The sequence below is a fragment of the Tabrizicola sp. genome, assembly GCF_036781545.1.
GTDB lineage: Bacteria > Pseudomonadota > Alphaproteobacteria > Rhodobacterales > Rhodobacteraceae > Tabrizicola.
The window spans coordinates 1-17,635 of record NZ_DAIQAT010000065.1 but is presented as its reverse complement, the minus strand read 5'-3'; the positions used below and the strand labels follow the sequence as shown (position 1 = coordinate 17,635).

Annotated in this window: 20 protein-coding genes; 12 read left to right on the top strand and 8 right to left on the bottom strand. The window is 66.3% G+C overall.

Annotated elements, in window-relative coordinates:
- The 3 genes from V7Q39_RS11515 to V7Q39_RS11505 form a co-directional block, all read right to left on the bottom strand.
- On the bottom strand, positions 1-925 hold a 925-nt coding region (locus tag V7Q39_RS11515; protein WP_333816719.1), incomplete at its 3' end, for an OmpA family protein.
- A gap of 21 nt (positions 926-946) precedes the next feature.
- Positions 947-1,657 (bottom strand): GNAT family N-acetyltransferase, encoded by a 711-nt coding sequence (locus tag V7Q39_RS11510; protein WP_443082510.1) that lies wholly within the window; start codon positions 1,655-1,657, stop codon positions 947-949.
- Positions 1,654-2,373, bottom strand: a complete 720-nt coding sequence (locus tag V7Q39_RS11505) for a competence/damage-inducible protein A (RefSeq protein WP_333816718.1) — start codon at positions 2,371-2,373, stop codon at positions 1,654-1,656. Before V7Q39_RS11505 ends, V7Q39_RS11510 begins: the two co-directional genes overlap by 4 nt.
- A gap of 129 nt (positions 2,374-2,502) precedes the next feature.
- On the opposite strand from V7Q39_RS11505, the gene map reads away from it, so the two are divergent.
- The 4 genes from map (at position 2,503) to V7Q39_RS11485 (ending at position 6,313) form a co-directional block, all read left to right on the top strand.
- Complete coding sequence (map, locus tag V7Q39_RS11500) at positions 2,503-3,312, top strand: type I methionyl aminopeptidase (protein WP_333816717.1); 810 nt, start codon at positions 2,503-2,505, stop codon at positions 3,310-3,312.
- A gap of 98 nt (positions 3,313-3,410) precedes the next feature.
- The gene (gene accD, locus V7Q39_RS11495) at positions 3,411-4,331 is read left to right on the top strand and encodes an acetyl-CoA carboxylase, carboxyltransferase subunit beta (protein WP_333816716.1); all 921 of its coding nucleotides are present in this window, start codon (positions 3,411-3,413) and stop codon (positions 4,329-4,331) included.
- A gap of 3 nt (positions 4,332-4,334) precedes the next feature.
- Positions 4,335-5,606 carry a bifunctional folylpolyglutamate synthase/dihydrofolate synthase gene (locus tag V7Q39_RS11490; RefSeq protein WP_333816715.1) on the top strand — a complete coding sequence of 424 codons (1,272 nt, stop codon included), beginning with the start codon at positions 4,335-4,337 and terminating at the stop codon, positions 5,604-5,606.
- On the top strand, positions 5,603-6,313 hold the full coding sequence (locus tag V7Q39_RS11485; RefSeq protein ID WP_333816714.1) for an NYN domain-containing protein: 711 nt from the start codon (positions 5,603-5,605) through the stop codon (positions 6,311-6,313). Before V7Q39_RS11490 ends, V7Q39_RS11485 begins: the two co-directional genes overlap by 4 nt.
- Here the strand turns inward: V7Q39_RS11485 and V7Q39_RS11480 are convergent.
- Together V7Q39_RS11480 and V7Q39_RS11475 are read right to left on the bottom strand one after the other, a co-directional pair.
- Positions 6,310-6,936 carry a TetR/AcrR family transcriptional regulator gene (locus tag V7Q39_RS11480; protein ID WP_333816713.1) on the bottom strand — a complete coding sequence of 209 codons (627 nt, stop codon included), beginning with the start codon at positions 6,934-6,936 and terminating at the stop codon, positions 6,310-6,312. The two genes, V7Q39_RS11485 and V7Q39_RS11480, sit on opposite strands and share 4 nt — an antisense overlap.
- 56 nt (positions 6,937-6,992) lie before the next feature.
- Positions 6,993-7,160, bottom strand: coding sequence for a hypothetical protein (locus V7Q39_RS11475; RefSeq protein WP_333816712.1), 168 nt, complete (start codon positions 7,158-7,160; stop codon positions 6,993-6,995).
- Positions 7,161-7,290: 130 nt separating this feature from the next.
- Here V7Q39_RS11475 and mbfA point away from each other — a divergent pair, with 130 nt between their 5' ends.
- Positions 7,291-8,292 (top strand): iron exporter MbfA, encoded by a 1,002-nt coding sequence (gene mbfA, locus V7Q39_RS11470; RefSeq protein ID WP_333816711.1) that lies wholly within the window; start codon positions 7,291-7,293, stop codon positions 8,290-8,292.
- Positions 8,292-8,987, top strand: a complete 696-nt coding sequence (locus V7Q39_RS11465) for a nitroreductase family protein (RefSeq protein ID WP_333816709.1) — start codon at positions 8,292-8,294, stop codon at positions 8,985-8,987. Before mbfA ends, V7Q39_RS11465 begins: the two co-directional genes overlap by 1 nt.
- Positions 8,988-9,001: 14 nt before the next feature.
- On the opposite strand, the gene V7Q39_RS11460 is transcribed toward V7Q39_RS11465, so the two are convergent.
- The 3 genes from V7Q39_RS11460 to V7Q39_RS11450 all read right to left on the bottom strand — a co-directional run bounded on the left by V7Q39_RS11460 (position 9,002) and on the right by V7Q39_RS11450 (position 12,403).
- Positions 9,002-10,021 (bottom strand): PP2C family protein-serine/threonine phosphatase, encoded by a 1,020-nt coding sequence (locus V7Q39_RS11460; RefSeq protein ID WP_333816708.1) that lies wholly within the window; start codon positions 10,019-10,021, stop codon positions 9,002-9,004.
- A complete protein-coding gene (locus V7Q39_RS11455; RefSeq protein ID WP_333816707.1) occupies positions 10,002-10,766 on the bottom strand; it encodes an FHA domain-containing protein in 765 nt (254 codons plus the stop codon). Before V7Q39_RS11455 ends, V7Q39_RS11460 begins: the two co-directional genes overlap by 20 nt.
- A gap of 122 nt (positions 10,767-10,888) precedes the next feature.
- Positions 10,889-12,403 (bottom strand): serine/threonine protein kinase, encoded by a 1,515-nt coding sequence (locus tag V7Q39_RS11450; protein ID WP_333816706.1) that lies wholly within the window; start codon positions 12,401-12,403, stop codon positions 10,889-10,891.
- Positions 12,404-12,783: 380 nt separating this feature from the next.
- Here V7Q39_RS11450 and V7Q39_RS11445 point away from each other — a divergent pair, with 380 nt between their 5' ends.
- The 6 genes from V7Q39_RS11445 to V7Q39_RS11420 form a co-directional block, all read left to right on the top strand.
- Entirely contained in the window at positions 12,784-13,719 is a 936-nt protein-coding gene (locus V7Q39_RS11445) for an AEC family transporter (RefSeq protein WP_333816705.1), read from the top strand.
- On the top strand, positions 13,716-14,546 hold the full coding sequence (gene fghA / locus V7Q39_RS11440) for an S-formylglutathione hydrolase (protein WP_333816703.1): 831 nt from the start codon (positions 13,716-13,718) through the stop codon (positions 14,544-14,546). Before V7Q39_RS11445 ends, fghA begins: the two co-directional genes overlap by 4 nt.
- Before the next feature lie 168 nt (positions 14,547-14,714).
- Complete coding sequence (locus V7Q39_RS11435) at positions 14,715-15,176, top strand: hypothetical protein (RefSeq protein ID WP_333816701.1); 462 nt, start codon at positions 14,715-14,717, stop codon at positions 15,174-15,176.
- A 73-nt stretch (positions 15,177-15,249) separates the two neighbouring features.
- Complete coding sequence (locus V7Q39_RS11430) at positions 15,250-16,185, top strand: DMT family transporter (protein WP_333816700.1); 936 nt, start codon at positions 15,250-15,252, stop codon at positions 16,183-16,185.
- Positions 16,175-16,798, top strand: a complete 624-nt coding sequence (locus V7Q39_RS11425) for an HAD family hydrolase (protein ID WP_333816699.1) — start codon at positions 16,175-16,177, stop codon at positions 16,796-16,798. Before V7Q39_RS11430 ends, V7Q39_RS11425 begins: the two co-directional genes overlap by 11 nt.
- Positions 16,795-17,635 (top strand): ornithine cyclodeaminase family protein (locus V7Q39_RS11420; RefSeq protein ID WP_333816698.1); only part of this gene is annotated, 841 nt, incomplete at its 3' end. The genes V7Q39_RS11425 and V7Q39_RS11420, both read left to right, overlap by 4 nt.

Below are 17,635 nucleotides of genomic sequence, written 5' to 3'. Positions count from 1 at the left end.
CGATCACTTCGACCCGTCTGTTTTTCTGCCGCCCCTCCTCGGTCTGATTCGTCGCGCGCGGGGCGAGGAAGCCCACGCCCTTGGCCGCAACCCGGGCCGGGTCCACGGCGAAGCGGTCGACCAGCACTTGCGCCACCGCCTTGGCCCGGCGCTCCGACAGCGCGGTATTCGCGGCCAGGCTGCCCGAAGCATCGGTGTGCCCGACCAGCGCGATGGTGCTGTCCGGGTTCGCCTGGAGCCAAGCCGCAACGGCGGCAAGCGAGGGATAGTCGCCATCGGTCAGAGTGGCGGCGCCACTGGCAAAGACCAGATCGTCCAGCACCGCCGAGCCGACCTCGTCCAGCGCTGCGGCGATGGCCGAAGACGGCTGGGCGTCCATCCCGCGGGGGATGGCTGTATCCTCCATCGTCACGGGGGTCTCTACCGGGGGCGCCGTCACCTGCGCCGGAGAGACACGCGTGATCTGCACATAGCCCGCGCCCGCGCTGCGGCTGACCAGGATCGACACCGCATCATCGCCGGACTGCGCCGACAGGAAGCGGAAGTCGCCGAAGTCGACATGCATGTCGGGCTCGGCCATCACATCGGTGTGGAAGCGGAAGTCGAAGCCGCCGCAGGCGCGGGCGTCGCATTCGAAGATCACCTGATAGCCCGCCGCAAGCACCTGATCTCGCAGCGGACCCATCAGCGCCAGCGTCGTCATCCCGGCCGCGTCGAGACGGAAGGCCCGCTGGTCCAGCGCCCCTTCCACCTGGCGCGAGGGCACGCTGCTGCCGTCGAAAGCGGCGGTCGGCAGGGCATAGCTGCCGGGAAGCTCGCTGCGGGTCTCCTCGGCGAGGACCCTGGCAGGCAGATCCAGCGTCAGGGCGACAGCGGGCTGGGCCAGCGCGGCCAGAAGAGGGAAAAGGATGATGGCCTTCGGCACTGCCCGGGTCGCTTTCCGCGATCACTTCATTCGGTAGTGATACTGTCCCACAGCTTGCATTCCAAGGCGAGCGTAGAGCGCGCGGGCAGCGGCGTTCTGCCGGGTCACGACCAGCGACAGCCGGGTGGCGCCCTGCCCCGCGGCCCAGTTGGCGGCGGCGTGGAGAAGATGACGCCCAAGGCCTTGCCGGCGGTTGCTCTCGCGCACGTCGAGCGCATGCACCATCGCCTCGGACCCATGGCAGGCGACGAAGGCCACCCCGGCGGGCCGGTCGCCGGTGCGGCCTAGGAGGGCGGTCTTCGGTCCCATGACCCGCTCCATAGCCGCGATCCGGGCGGGGCCGATGCCACCCTCGGCCCAAAGCGAGCGGGCGATCTCCAGTGGCGGCCAGTGCGGGAAGGCGGTGAGGAAGGGAAGCTCGGCGGAAAGCTGGGCGACGGGGGCGGCATAGGCGACGACGGGGTCGATGATGCGCCAGCCGCGGGCATCTAGTGCGGCATCCAGCGCCTCGTCGCCATTGCGGATCAGGACCAGGGGTTCGGCCATCACGGTTTCGACCGTGGCAAGGTCGGCCTCGGTGAAGGCACCGTCACAGGTGGCCGCCGACACGCGCTTGCCGCCCCCGGCCCCGTCGCGCAGGGTAAAGGGGCCAAGCAGACGGCGGCCCGCCGGGCGCCATGTCGCCTCCATCACCTCGGCCAGCAGATGGGGGGGAAGCAGGTCGGGCATCATCCGAACATCCGCGTCAGCTTGACCATGGCCTGATCCAGCCGGGCGGCGTCAGTGCCCCGGATCACCAGGTTCGTGCCATGCGCGCCGTTCTGGATGAAGGGGTAGGACCCCATCGACAGATCCGGGAACTCGGCGGCGAGTGCGCCGAACGGTCCGGCGATCTCGCCCTCGCCCCGGTCCACGCGCAGCGATTGCGACAGAAGCGGCGGGCCGCCGGTGAGCTTCGGCAGGACGCTTGCGACCATGGCCTGGAAGATGTTCGGCACCCCGGCCATCACATGCACATTTCCGATGGTGAAGCCCGGCGCGGTGGAGACCGGGTTGTCGATCAGCGCAGCCCCATCCGGGATGCGCGCCATGCGCTGCCGGGCTTCATTGAAGGGCAGGCCCGAGCGGTCGTAATGCGCCTGCAAGAGCGCCATCGCATCGGCGCGCTGGCCGATCTTCGCACCCATCGCCTCGGCCACCGCATCCGCCGTGATGTCGTCATGGGTGGGGCCGATCCCGCCACTGGTAAAGACATGGGTGTATTTGCCGGACAGCGCACGGACGGCTGCAACGATCTCGGGGTGGATGTCGGCGACGATCCGCGCCTCGCGCAGGGTGATGCCGATGCGGGTCAACTCCCCGGCCAGAAAATGCAGGTTCGAATCGCGTGTGCGGCCCGAGAGGATTTCGTCGCCGATCACCAGGATTGCGGCTGTGGGGTTGGACATGGGACGTCTCCGCGCTTCACAGGTGCGGGTATAGCCGCCACCGCGCGCCGTTTCAAACCCCGGCCTCTGGCCAATTCCGCGCGAGGCTCTTATGTAGGGCCAAGGAAAGCGGCCTCGGAGAGACTGGCCTTGGACGACATTCGCGCCCGGATCACGAAGGACGGCATCCGCATCTATGAGGATGCGGATTTCGCGGGGATGCGCACCGCCGGTCGCGTGGCGGCGGAAATTCTCGATGCGGTGGCGCCGCTGGTGACGCCCGGCGTCACGACCGCGGCGATCGACGATTTCATCACCGCCGAGATCGCACGGCGCGGCGTCATCTCGGCCACCGTCGGCTACAAGGGCTACAAGCACGCCTCCTGCATCAGCGTGAACCATGTGGTCTGCCACGGGATTCCGGGGCAGAAGGTGCTGATGGACGGCGACATCCTGAACGTCGACGTCACGGTGATCGTCGATGGCTGGTATGGCGATACCAGCCGGATGTATGTCGCGGGCCAGCTGGCCCGCAAGGCCGAGCGGCTGATCGAGGTCACGCATGAAGGCCTGATGCGCGGGATCGCGGCGGTGAAGCCGGGCAATACCTACGGCGACATCGGCCATGCGATCCAGGCTTACGTCGAGGCGCAGCGGATGTCCGTCGTGCGCGACTTCTGCGGCCATGGGCTTGGCCGGGTGTTCCATGCGCCGCCGAACGTGCTGCACTATGGCCGCGCGGGATCGGGTCCGGTGCTGGAGGAAGGCATGTTCTTCACCATCGAGCCGATGGTGAACCTTGGCCGACCCGAGACAAAGGTGCTTGCCGACGACTGGACCGCCGTCACCCGCGACAAGTCGCTTTCCGCGCAGTTCGAGCATTCGGTGGGGGTGACGGCCACGGGCTGCGAGATTTTCACCCTGTCTCCCGTGGGCAAGTTCCACCCGACCTGGGGGTGAGTCACCCCGTGGCGCTGTGCAACGGATCGCCGCCGATTGCATTTCGCGGGTGCCCGGACTATCTCGAAGGCTGACCCACGGGGCAGGACCAAGGCCGCATGAACTGGATCACCAATTACGTCCGTCCGAAGATCAACTCGCTCTTCTCGCGCCGCGAGGTGCCCGAGAACCTTTGGACCAAGTGCCCGGAATGCGGAACGATGCTGTTCCATCGGGAGCTTGCGGCGAACCTTAACGTCTGCACCACTTGCGAACACCATATGGCGATCAGCCCGCGCGAGCGGTTCGAGGCGCTGTTCGATGGCGGGATCTTCACCGAGGTGAAGGTGCAGGACGCGGTGGTCGACCCGCTGCATTTCCGCGACCAGAAGAAATACACCGACCGGATCAAGGCGGCGCAGAAGGCCAGCGGCGAGAAGGATGCCATGCTGGTCGCCGAGGGCGAGGTCAACCGCACGCCCATCGTTGCCGCCGCGCAGGATTTCGCCTTCATGGCGGGGTCGATGGGCATGTATGTCGGCAATGCAATCATCGCGGCGGCGGAACGCGCTGTGAAGCTGAAGCGCCCGCTGGTGCTGTTCTCCGCCTCGGGCGGGGCGCGGATGCAGGAGGGGATGCTGAGCCTGATGCAGATGCCGCGCACCACAGTCGCGGTGCAGATGCTGAAGGAGGCGGGCCTCCCTTATATCGTCGTCCTGACCCATCCCACGACCGGGGGCGTGACGGCCAGCTATGCCATGCTGGGCGACGTGCAGATCGCCGAACCCAACGCCCAGATCGGCTTTGCCGGGGCGCGCGTCATCGAACAGACCATCCGTGAAAAGCTGCCCGAAGGCTTCCAGCGCGCGGAATACCTGCTGGACCACGGGATGCTGGACCGGGTGGTGCACCGCAAGGCGATGAAGGACGAGCTGGTGACGCTGGTGAGGATGCTGACCGGCCAACCCCCGGCCATCAAGGGCGACCTGCCCGCGCCGGCGGAAGCGCCCGCCTCTTCCAAGACCGAGACGAGCACCTGATCCATGGCACAAGGATCCGACGTCATCCTGGAGCGGATGATGACGCTGCATCCCAAGGTCATCGACCTGACCCTGGCGCGGGTAGAGCGTCTTCTGGCCGCTCTGGGGCATCCAGAACGCGCGCTGCCCCCGGTGATCCATATCGCGGGGACGAACGGCAAGGGCTCGACCCAGGCGATGATCCGGGCGGGGCTGGAGGCGGGCGGCGACAAGGTCCACGCCTATACCTCGCCGCATCTGGCGCGATTCCATGAGCGTATCCGGCTGGCGGGGGAGTTGATCAGCGAACCCGCGCTGACGGCGCTGCTGGACGAATGTGTCCGGCTGAACGGGCCGGACGAGATCACCTTCTTCGAGATCACCACTTGCGCCGCCTTTCTGGCCTTTTCCCGCACGAAGGCGGACTGGACCCTGCTGGAAGTGGGCCTTGGCGGTCGGCTGGACGCAACGAATGTGGTGGAAAAGCCCCGGCTGACGATCATCACGCCGGTCTCCATCGACCACCAGCAGTATCTGGGCGAGACCCTGACCGAGATCGCGGGCGAGAAGGCCGGGATCATCAAGCGCGGCGTGCCGGTGATCGTCGGGCCGCAGTTTGAGGAAGGCCTGGCGGTGATCGAGGCCAAGGCCGCCCGGCGGGGCGCCCCGGTTCTGGCCTTCGGCCAGCACTGGAACGCCTTCGAGGATCGCGGGCGGTTGGTCTATCAGGATGAGAACGGGCTTCTCGACCTGCCCCTGCCGAACCTGCCCGGCCCGCATCAGATCCAGAATGCCGGTGCGGCGATTGCATCCTTGCGCGCCTTGGGCCGGGATGAGGCGGCTTGCGAAGCCGCCGTGACCCGCGCTTTCTGGCCCGCCCGGATGCAGCGGCTGCGGCACGGCCCACTGGTCGACCTTGCGCCGAAGGTGGAGCTTTGGCTGGACGGCGGGCACAACCCGGCGGGGGGCGAGGCGGTGGCAGCGACGCTGGCGCGAATGCCCGCGCGCGAGACACATCTGATCTGCGGGATGCTGAACACCAAGGACGTGACCGGCTACATGGTCCCGCTCGCCCCGCAGGTGACGCGGCTTCATGCCGTGTCGATCCCCGGCGAGAAGAACACCCTGCCCGCCGAAGCCACCCGCGATGCGGCGCAGGCGGCGGGGATCGATGCGGTAACGGCAGGCTCGGTCGCCGAAGCGTTGGCCGGGATCGCCGCGACGTCGCCAGAGGCGCGGGTGCTGATCTGCGGCTCTCTGTATCTGGCCGGAGTGGTGCTGCGCGAGAACGGGTGATTGCCCTTAAAGGGTCAAGATTTCTGGCAAAACTTCAAGAATCGAATCTTGCCCGGGCTTTCTTCTTGGACCTTTCACCAGCCCCTCGTCTGAAATCGCGCGTTGCCCTGCTGATCGACGGGGACAACTATCCTCGCGCCGGGCTTGCGCAGATTGAAAGCCGGGCCGCCCGCCTGGGCGAAGTCACCATTCGCCGGGTGTTCGGCGACATGACGCGTCACACGGACTGGGCAAAGGAAACCACCTACACCGCCACGCATTGTGCCACCTCGGCGGGCAAGAACCGGGCGGATATTACACTGGTGATTGCGGCAATGGACTTTCTGCATCGCGGGCTGGCGCAGACCTTCCTCATCGTGTCGGATGACCGGGATTTCGATCCGCTGGTCAGCCACATGCGCGAGCAGGGGTGTCGCGTCGAGCGGATCGGCAAGCCAGCATCCCAATCGACCGAGGCACCGAAACCCGCGGTGAAGCCAAAGCTCCCGGCGGGAGGCGACAGCGCGCTTCGCAAGGTTCGGGCGATGATTGCAGAGGCGGGGCCGGCCGGCCACCCGATCCAGTCGCTTGGGGTCGCCTTGCATCAGGTGGGCATAAGCTTTACCGACACGCCGCAGAAATCGTTGCGGGCCTGGCTGCTATCCTATCCAGACCAGTTCGACTGCGATCCGCGCGGACCGACGGCCCGGGTCCGCCTGAAAAGCTAACCCGCCACCCCATATCTTGCCAGGAACATGTCCACCGCCCCATGCACGCTGCGGTGGGCCAGTTCGGGGGTGATCGTCTCGGTCATGCCGAAGATCAGCTTCTCGTGGATCGTCGCCTTGCAGAGCTGCGCGAACTGGTCGGCGGCAAGGTCGAAGTCTTCGATCTTCAACTGCCCGTTCTGCACATAGGCCCGCAGGTGGTGGACAAGGCGGTCGTGGATCCGCCCCGGCCCGAAGTCGTAGAACTGGCGGCCAAGGCCCGGAAACCGCTCGCCTTCACCCACGACGATGCGGAACATGCGCTGACCGAAGTCCGACAGCTGGAAGGCCACGATCCGCTCGGCGGCGATGGTCAGGGCCGCCCGCACCGGCAGGTCGCCTTCCACCATCGCCTCGGCCTCTTCGGTCTGGCGGTGGCATTCGCAGCGCGCGACTTCCAGAAACAGAAGCTGCTTGTCGGGGAAATAGGCGTAGATCGTCGCCTTCGACACCCCGGCCTCGCGCGCGATGTCATCGACCGAGGCGCGCTCGAACCCGTCGCGCATGAAAACCGTCCGGGCGCCTTCCAGCACCTGGTCGAACTTCCGGCCGCGTCGGACCCCGTGATCGGCAATGACGTTCATCGGCTCCCCCGGAAGGGACCATAGACCATCGCGATCCGGCGCGGCAAGCGAAGCGGTCACTCGGCCAGTCGGCAGGTCGTCGGGGTGCTGTCGCATCCCTTGGTGGAGGTCGTGACCGCGTCGGTCGGGAAGGTCAGCGTCGGCAGGAGAACCGTCAGCGAGTCGGCAGCGACGGGGGCGGCCAGGGCCAGGCTGGCGGCAAGGGCGTAAACAAGACGGGTCATCATACTCTCCATTCTGAACTTGTCGGTTCAGAATCGTATCTAAACTGAAGAGTTCATTTCAGCAAGCAGAAAGTGAACTATAAAGTTCAAAATCCGGCATTGTGCCTGCCGCTCGCGCGACTACATTAGAATGATTCCAAACTATGGTGCCTTCGTGCTGTCCGCCCTGACCTTCCGCCGCCGCTTCACCGAACTTTCGGACCAAGAGGTGCTGGCCTTGGCGATCTCCTCGGAAGAGGATGACGCCCGCATCTACCGCAGCTTTGCCGAACGCCTGCGGGCCGATTTTCCGGCCTCGGCGGCGGTGTTCGACGGCATGGCGGTCGAGGAGGACGGCCATCGGCAGCGGCTGATCGATCTTCACCGCACCCGCTTTGGCGAGGTGATCCCGCTGATCCGCCGCGAGCATGTCGCGGGCTTCTATGCCCGTCGTCCGGTCTGGCTGTCGCAGTCGCTGTCGCTGGACACCATGCGTGGCGAGGCAGCGGCGATGGAAAAGACCGCGCAGGATTTCTACCTCCGCGCGGCGGCCCGCACGCAGGATGCCGCGACCCGGAAGCTCTTGGGTGATCTTGCCGCGGCGGAAGCGGGCCACGAACGCCATGCCCAGCGGCTGGAGGAGACCCACCTGCCGCAAGACGCGCGCGACGCAGAGGACCTGACAGCCAAGCGCCAGTTCCTCCTCACCTGGGTGCAACCGGGACTGGCCGGATTGATGGACGGCTCGGTCTCGACGCTGGCGCCGATCTTCGCCACCGCCTTCGCGACGCAAGACACCTGGACGACCTTCCTCGTCGGCTCGGCGGCCTCGGTCGGCGCAGGCATCTCGATGGGCTTCACCGAGGCCGCGCATGACGATGGTGTGCTCTCGGGCCGGGGCTCGCCCCTGAAACGCGGCCTCGCCTCGGGCGTGATGACTGCCGTCGGCGGCCTCGGCCATGCCCTGCCCTATCTGATCCCGGATTTCTGGACCGCGACCACGATCGCAATGATCGTGGTCTTCATCGAGCTTTGGGCGATTGCCTGGATCCAGAACCGGTTCATGGAGACCCCCTTCCTGCGCGCAGCCTTGCAGGTCGTGGTCGGGGGTGCTTTGGTCTTTGCCGCGGGGGCATTGATCGGGGGCGGGTGATGTATCGCAAGGGTGAGGTCAGCTATCAGCCGCTGCCGCTGCCGGACCGGGTGCAGCGTGACGAGGCCGGATCGCTGGCGGCGGCAGAGGCTTTCCTCGCCTACATGAGAAAGCGCCATTCGGTGCGGGACTATGCGACAAGGCCGGTGCCCGAGGCGGTGATCGCGGCTTGCATCGCGGCGGCCGGGACGGCGCCCTCCGGGGCGAACCACCAGCCCTGGCATTTCGTGGCAATCAGCGATCCGGCGATGAAGGCCCGCATCCGCGCGGGGGCCGAGGAAGAGGAGCGCGCCTTCTACCAGGGCGGCGCGGGCGACGAATGGCTAGCCGCGCTGGAGCCGATCGGGACTGGCGTCTCGAAACCGCACCTGACCGATGCCCCCTGGCTGATCGTGGTCTTCGCCCAGCGCTATGGCGTGACCGAGGACGGCACGCGCTACAAGAACTATTACGTGCCTGAAAGCGTCGGGATCGCCGTGGGGTTCCTGATCGCCGCGATCCACCATGCGGGGCTGGTCTGCCTGGAGCACACGCCGAACCCGATGAAATTCCTCGGCCCACTCTGCGGGCGACCGGAGCACGAGAAGCCGGTGATGATCCTGCCGGTCGGCTATCCGGCCGAGGATGCCACAGTGCCGGCGGTCGCCAAGCGGAAGAAACCGCTGGAGCAGATCATGAGCGTCTTTCGCGGCTGACCCCTTGGGGCCGATCAGCCCAGCGCGGCGAAGCGGCGGGGCGCCACCGGCGCGCGCGGGGCAACCGCCTCGGGCTCGGCAGGGGAAGCAAGCGCCGCGATCTGGTCGGGCTGGGCCTCGGGCAGCGGTTCGGCCCCCGGCACCGGCGTCAGGATCGGCTGGGTCGCGACCATCGTCAGCCCGCGTGGCCGGGCCACGGCCAGGGAATCGCGCGGCGGGCGGTCGTGCTTCGGACGGACCGAGGCATCGTTCACCTTGATCACGGTGAAGCTGATGTTGTCCTGGTCGGGATCGTCCAGCCTCGACAATTCGTCCAGCAGACGCTCGGCGATTTCGGTCGAGCGTGTCTTGCGGTATTTGGTCAGCACCCGCTCGATCTGCGCATTGCTCAGGAATTGCAGTCCGTCGGAAGAGCAGACGACGATATCCCCCGCCTTCAGCTCGACCGGCCGGGCCGGGCAGTCGATCTTCGCGATTCTCGATCCCATCAGCACCGACATCAGGCAGTTGCGGTCGGGATGGTTCACCGCCATTTCGGGGTCCAGAAGCCCGGCCTGCACCATGAAGTCGATCTGCGGCGCCATGGAATGATCTTCGTTCAGCTGGCTCAGCTTGCCGTTGCGGAACAGAAACAGCGGCGAGTCGCCGATGGAAATCCACCAGAGCCGGTTCTCGATCAGCGCGGGCACCACCAAGGTCGCGCCCATGCCCTCGGTCTCGGGGTGGCTGTCGGTGTGGCGGCGCAGGGTTTCGTTCGCAAGATCCGCCACCCCGCGCAGGATGCCCGGCGCCTCGGCCTCGAATGCCTCTACATCGGCATAGTGGAACTTCAGCTCGGAATAGACCTCGGTCAGCACGATCTTCGAGGCGACATCCCCCGCCGCATGACCCCCCATGCCATCGGCCAGCACGACGAACCCAGCTTCGGCCCCGACCGGGAAATCCGCTGTGATCGCGTCTTCCTGATAGTCGCGCGCACCCTGGCTGATCCCCGAGGCGACGTCGTAGCGTGGTTCACGCGATCGCCATATCATGCCCGTCTCCTTCCGCCTCAAAGGTGGACCAGTTGAAGTCGGGCGTGCAGAGCACCTTCAGGACCAGCGTCGTCTCGCCGATCTGGATTTCATCGCCGTCGCCGGCGGTTTCGGTGGCCAGGAGCGGGCGGCCGTTCAGCCGCACCAGGTTCGACTTGCCGCCGTGGCCGATGTGGAACTGATGCGTTGCGGCGTCATAGGCGATGGCGGCGTGGTTCTGCCGCGAGATCGCCATGTCGCCGAAATCCAGCGCCACCGTCTGGTCTGAGCTGCGACCGATCTGCGACACGCCTTGGGTCAGGGCGTAGGACGCTCCCTTGCCGGGGCCGTCCTTGACCACCAGCCAGCCAGCCGGGAACATCACATAGCCCTTGCCCGCAGCCGGTGTCACGGACAGGACTGGCGCGCCCTCGATTCCCTCGAACAACGGCACGACCGCCGCAGGCTGCGCCTCGAACCCCAGGACGCGGGTCTTGGTCCGGGTCGGACGGCGCGGCATGGGCTCGGTCTCGGCAGGGGTCGCCGCCAGTTCGGGCTTCGGCGTCTCGTCCTCGATGTCCCAGATGCTGCGGGCGGGCGCGCTGACGCCCTCCGGCAGCGGAGCCTTCTGCTTGACCACGCGGTGCGGTCGCGCCACCGGCATGTCGGGCGCCGGCTCCTGCTCGGGCTCCGGCGCCGGGGCGGGTGCCGCGGCGGCCAGCGCCTCGCGCAGGCGCTTCACTTCCAGTTCCGCAAGGGCGGCCATCACCGGGTCCGGCCCGGCCTCGACACTTGCTGCGGGATGACCCGATTCGTCGGTCTCACCAAAGATAGAGCGAAGGAACTTCAAGGCTTTCTCTCCCCGTCCTTGTGTCTGGTAATGCGGGATTACCCCGCCACCCCAAGCCGGATTTCTGCTTCCATGGTACTGTCACCGCGACGAACGACAAAACTATAAGTGGTAACGCCCTTGGCAAACTCGCGCGTGAGTATGTCCCGCAGCGCGGTTCCGGTGCCAAGAGTTTCCCCCGAGGGCGCGTAGACCAGAAGCACGTCCCCGGCGGCGACAGTGTTTCCACTCCCCTCCGGCACCACCGAGACGATGGTCTCGGTCCCGGTCGGCGTGTCCACCATCTCGAAGGCAAGCCCTCCGGGCAGCCGCAAGACATTCGTCACCAGCAGGCTGTCCGAAGCGGCAGGAGCCACCGCGGCCACAGACCCGCTGGATACAGCCGCCGCTGGATCTCCGGAACGCAAGGCTTGCAGCAGCACCAGAAGTCCGACCAGCAACAGGACCGCCGCCGCCGACATCAGCAAGAGATTGTGCGAACCCGTCGCAGCAGGCTGCACGGCGGGCGCCGGGGCGGTTGCCGCCCTTGCCGGAGGCAACGGAGCCGATTTCACCACCTCGGCCGGGGCGTCGGGCTGAGGCAACACCTGGACAAGCTGCGGCCCCGCAGCCGGAGCCGTGCCCTCGGTCCCCAGCATCGCGCGCCATTCCTCGACAGATTGCAGCCGGTCGCGCGGGAAAAGCGCCATCGCCTTGTCGATCGCCTGCAGGAAGCTGCGCGGATAGGCCTTGAACCGCCCCGCCAGCGGACGCAGCGGGTCGCCCTCGCGCCCGGCAATCGCTGACAGGCGTTCCTGCGAGGTCTTCGGCGTCTCGCCCGAGATCAGGTGGTAGAAGCTGGCGGCCAAAGCATAAAGGTCGCTGTAGGGCGCCTGCTTGCTGCCCTGCACATAGAATTCCTGCGGCGAATAGCCGTCCTTCACCACCCGCAGCCCCGTCAGCGCCCGGCTTTTCCGGGTGACTTCCTTCCGCGAGGCGCCGAAGTCGATCAGAACTGGCTGGCCGGTCTTGCGATCCAAAAGGATATTGTCGGGCGAGATGTCGCGATGCAGCAGCCCCTGCGCATGCACATGCTCGACCGCGCCCAGCATCGTGGTCAGATGCGACACGATTTCCTTCGGCGTCAACGGGCGCGCCGTACCCTCGACGGTCTGCAGAAGGTCCGGGCCGTCAATGTAGTCCATCGCCATATAGGCGGTCTCGTTGTCCTCGAAGACGTGATGGACCTTGACGATGTTCGGGTGGTCCAGCTTCGACAGAGTCACCGCTTCCTGCAGAAAGCTTTGCACGGCCGACCGGAAATCATCCTGCTGCGCCCGCGACCGCGCGCCCACCGTGCTGCCGATCCGGCGGCAGAAGGTGCCGGGAAAACATTCCTTGATCACGACCTGACGGTCGAGCGAGTCGCGCGCGATATAGACGATGCCGAACCCGCCGCTGTTGACGAAGGATTCGATGGTGAACTGGCCGAACAGCAGCCTCGTCCCAGGCGGAAGCTCGTCGGCATTCGCGCCGAGATCGAGCTGGTCTATTTTGCGTGCAACAGCAGTCATTACGATACCTTTCCGGCGCGTCTGCTTTCCCCCGTCAGAAGCGCGGTTTCCCATCGTTAGCCAATGAGTTGGGCCAAAACGTGAAGCCATTTCGTTCGTTTTTCGCCACAATCCCTCAACCTGGCGCTGCAAGACACTTCGGAAGTATCCCCTCAAAGGACTGCGTTTCCACCGGAAGTCGTTTGTTTTGGCTGCTTTGGTGCCGTTTCGGGCGGTTCCCGCGGCAACAATTTCGTAGCGGCGCCCTGCCCTGCTTTTGCCACAACCCTTACGGGCAGAACCTCCGGCGCACTCAACGGAACTTACGTGCGTCCTTCGCCGCCGGCTGATTCCCCGCGCCCGGCCTTGCCCTTTGCGGCCTTGCGTGACACGAGGGCGGGATGCTGGCGATCTTCCTGAAAACCTTGCCCTTCTTCGCGCTGATCGGCACCGGCTATGTCGCGGGCCGCACTCGTTTCTTCTCGCAGGAGGCGACCGCCTATCTCACCCGCTTCGTCTTCTACTTCGCCCTTTCGGCGATGCTCTTCGGCTTTGCCGCCAATCTGGACGTCGCCGCGATCTTCGACTGGCCCTTCGTCTTTGCCTACACCTTGGGAACGGGGCTGGTCTGGCTTCTGGTCGCGGCGGTGGCGCTGGGGCGCGGCACCAGCCGCGAGGAAGCGGTGTTCGAGGCACATACCGGCGTCATCGGCAATGTGGGCTTCCTCGGCATCCCGATGCTGGCGCTGCTGCTCGGGCCGCAGTCGGTGGGGCCGGTCCTGCTGGTCCTTGCGGTCGACCTGATCGTCTTCTCCTCGATCCTGACCATGGCGATCACCGGGCTCCGCGCGGGCCGGGTCAGCCTGCAGACCTTTGGCATCCTCGCGGTGGGGCTGGCGAAGAACCCGATGATCGTCTCGGTCGTCCTGGGCATCCTCTGGGGCGCGACGGGACTGGCGCTGCCGGACCCGGTGGGCGAGTTCATGACGCTGCTTGGCGCCGCGGCCACGCCCTGCGCGCTCTTCGCCATCGGAGCTTCGCTGTCGGGCCGCTCTGCCGAGCGGGTCGAGGTTGCGGGCTGGCTGGCTCTGGCGAAGCTGGTCCTGCATCCCGCCGCCGTGGCCGGGGCCTGCTGGCTGTTCGGCGTGACCGGCTATCCCGCTGGGGTGATGATCGCCGCTGCGGCCTTGCCGGTGGCGGGCAACGTCTTCATCCTTGCGCAGCACTACCGCGTTGCGCCACAACGGGTTTCCACCGCGATCCTTCTGTCGACCGCCGCGTCGGTCCTGACCGTGACTGCCGTGATCGCGCTTATCAGCCAGGGAGGCTACATATGAAAACCGTCTCGGAAAACCGGGCCTTCGGCGGCGTCCAGGGGGTCTACAGCCATGCCTCGACGGCCTGCGCCTGTGACATGACCTTCGGCCTCTTCCTGCCCGAACAGGCCGAGGACGGGCCGGTGCCGCTCTTGTGGTTCCTTTCTGGCCTGACCTGCACGCATGAGAATGCCATGATCAAGGCCGGGGCGCAGCGTTGGGCCGCGGAAGCCGGGATCGCGCTTTGTTTCCCCGACACCTCGCCGCGCGGCGAAGGGGTGGCGAACGATGCCGACTTCGCCCTGGGCCAGGGAGCAGGGTTCTATGTGAACGCCACCCAGAAGCCCTGGGCCCCGCATTTCAAGATGTGGGACTATGTGACCGAGGAACTGCCCCGCCTGCTCTTCAACGCCTTCCCCCTGGCCGAGGAGGCGCAGGGGATCACCGGGCATTCGATGGGGGGACATGGCGCGCTGACCATCGCGATGAGCTTTCCGGGGCGGTTCAAGTCGGTCTCTGCCTTCGCGCCGATCTGCAATCCGACGGCCAGCGACTGGGGGCGTCCGCAATTCGCTGCCTATCTGGGCGCCGACGAGACTGCCTGGGCGGCGCATGATGCCACGCTTCTGATGCGGCGCCGGGGGTTCGACGGGCCGATCCTCGTCGATCAGGGCACGGCGGACCAGTTCCTGGACAAGCTCCGCCCCGAGGCGCTGGCCGAGGCGATGGCGCAGGCGCGGCAGGGGGGGACGTTCCGGATGCAGAAGGGCTATGATCACAGCTATTTCTTCGTCTCGACCTTCATGGAAGATCATGTGTCATTCCATGCGCAGGCCTTTCTGGGCTGAGTGGCTGCCCGCGCGCGGGCATTTTCTCGCGCCAATGAAATCAAAGGCTTGTCTGCGGGCATTCACGACAGGTTAACCAGGCCGCGCCCGCGACGGCCTTGGCTGTTGTGCGCCGGGCAGGATTGCGGATAGCCTTCCCCAAACCGAGGGGGTGACGCCATGCGCAACTTGCTGACGATTGTCCTGGTCGTGGTCGCCGCGATCCTGGGATTCTTCGCCTACCAGTCCAGCCAGAAGACCAATGCCCTGCAGACCGAGCTTGCCGCCAAGGGCGATGCGGTCACGGCGCTGGACGCCGAGAAGTCGAAGCTGGCCGACGACCTGACCGCGCTGCGAAGCGAGGCCGAGGCCGCAGCCAAGGCGGCCAGCGACGCGGCGGCGGCGATCAAGGCCGAAGCGGTCGAGTTGAAGGAGAAGGTCACGGCGCTGGAGGCGGAGAAGATCAGCCAGGCCGAAATGGCGGCAAGCCTTGAACGCGAACGCACCGACCTGTCGCAGAAGGTGATGACGCTGGAGACCGAGAAGGCCCAGCTTGCCGACCAGGTCACGGCGCTGACCGAGCAGCTGACGGCCTTGCAGGCGAAGGTCGACGAACTGTCCGCGGCGGGCACCACGACCACCAGCCCGTAAGGCCTGCCTGCCCGCGTCAAGCGATGTCGCGGGCAGGACAGACGGAACCGTGCGGCGCGGATTTTCTGCGGCCATGGCACGTTCCCCCGCCCTGACCGGCATCCTGTTCGCCATCGGCGGCACGCTGATCTTTTCGGTCAACGACGTCTCGATCAAGTTCCTGTCGGGTGGCTATGCGCTGCATCAGGTGATCCTGATCCGCGCCCTCGTTGCCATGACCTTCATTCTTGTGGTGATCGGCCAGTCGCCCCGCGGCTTCGGCCATCTGGCAACCAGCCGCCCCGGCGCGCATCTGGCGCGGGTCTGCATCGTGATGGTCTCGAACCTGACCTATTTCACCGGCCTTGCCGCCCTGCCCCTGGCCGATGCGGTGGCGGTGGCCTATGTCAGCCCGATCGTCATCACGCTTCTTTCGATCATCTTTCTGGGCGAGAAGGTGGGGCCCCGGCGCTGGGCAGCGGTGATCATGGGGATGCTGGGGGTGATCGTCATGCTGCGCCCCGGAGCCGGGGTGATCCAGCCTGCCGCGCTTCTGGTGCTGATCTCGGCGGTGCTTTATGCCAGCGGCAACCTTCTGGCGCGGCACATGGGCGATACCGAAAGCGCGATGACGCTGTCCTTCTATGTGCAGGCGGGGTTCATCATCGTCAGCCTGTCGATGGGTCTTTGGGTCGGCGACGGGCATCTCGCGACCGACGACAAGCTGGGGGCGTTCCTGTTCCGGCCCTGGATCTGGCCGCCGCTGGCCGACTGGCCGGTGTTCCTGGCCACCGGGCTTTCGGTCGGGATCGGCGGGATGATGGTGACGCAGGCCTACCGGACGACCGAAGCCGGGTTGATCGCGCCCTTCGAATATGTCGGGATGCCTTTGGCGATCTTCTGGGGGCTGATGGTCTTTGGCACCTTTCCGGATGCGGTGTCCTGGGTGGGGATTGCGCTGATCTGCGGCTCGGGCCTTTATGTGATCTGGCGCGAGACAGTCCGCAGACGGGAAGGCGATGCAGCCTGAGGCAGTGATCTTCGATATCGGCAACGTGCTGACCCGCTGGCAGCCCGAGGCCTTCTACGACCGGGTGCTGGGCGAGGAGCGGCGGCGCGCGCTGTTCGCTGCCGTGGACCTGCACGGGATGAACGCGCTGGTCGATGACGGGGCGCTGTTCCGCGAGACGATCTATGACTGGGCCGACCGGCACCCGGACTGGGCGCCGGAAATCCGCCTGTGGTACGACCGCTGGATCGAGCTGGCGAGCCCCCGGATCGAGGGGTCGATCGCACTGCTGCGGGCCTTGCGGCGGAAGGGCGTGCCGGTCTTCTGCCTGACCAATTTCGGCAGCTATTCCTACGAGGAAGCGCGCGGGATGCTGGATTTCCTGGGCGAGTTCGACCGGGAATATGTCTCGGGCCGGCTGAAGGTGTCGAAGCCCGATCCCCGCATCTATCAGGCGGTGGAGGAGGATTGCGGCATCGCCCCGGACCGGCTGCTTTTCACCGACGACCGGGCCGACAACATCACCGCCGCGGCCCGAAGGGGCTGGCGCACACATCAGTTCGAAAGCTGGCAGGGCTGGGCCGCACGGCTGGTGGCCGAGGGGCTTTTGACAACAGGGGAAGCAGGGATTTGACCGAGATCGTCACCAAGGAAGCCGAGGCGCTTCTGTCCTGGCAGGAGTTGCTGAAGGCATTCGAGGCGGGGCACAGGCTGCCGCTGTCGGACATCAAGGACATGTTCCTGTATCGCGACAAGGACACGATCCTGAACCGGGGCGCCTGGATCGACGGGCTGGGGGCGCTGGTCAAGGCGGCGACGGTCTATCCCGGCAATGCGGCCAAGGGCCTTCCGACGATCTTCGGCGTGGTGTCGCTGTTCGACGACGTGACGGGCGAGTTGGATGCGATCCTCGACTTCCATCTGGTGACGAAGTGGAAGACCGCGGGGGACAGCCTGTTGTCGGCGTCCCGGCTGGCGCGGAAGGATTCGCGGGACTTCCTGCTGGTCGGTGCTGGCGCCGTGGCACGCAGCATGGTCGAGGCCTATTCCTCGCTGTTCCCCGAAGCGCGGTTCACGGTCTGGAGCCGGACCCGAGCCAGTGCGGAAGCGATGGGGCTGCCGGTGGCGGAGGATCTGGAGGCGGCGGTGCGCAAGGCCGACGTGATCTGTTCGGCCACCATGACGACCGAGCCCCTGATCAAGGGCGACTGGTTGCAGCCGGGCCAGCACATCGACCTGATCGGGGCCTACAAGCCCGGAATGCGCGAGGTGGACGATCGGGCGATGCAACGGGCGCAGGTGTTCGTGGATTCGCGCGCCACGACGATCCATCACATCGGCGAGCTGATCGACCCCATCGCCTCGGGCGCGATCACCGAGGCCGATGTGGTGGCCGATTTCTACGACGATCCCGCACTTTATGCGCGGCGATCGGAGGATGAGATCACCCTGGCCAAGAACGGCGGCGGGG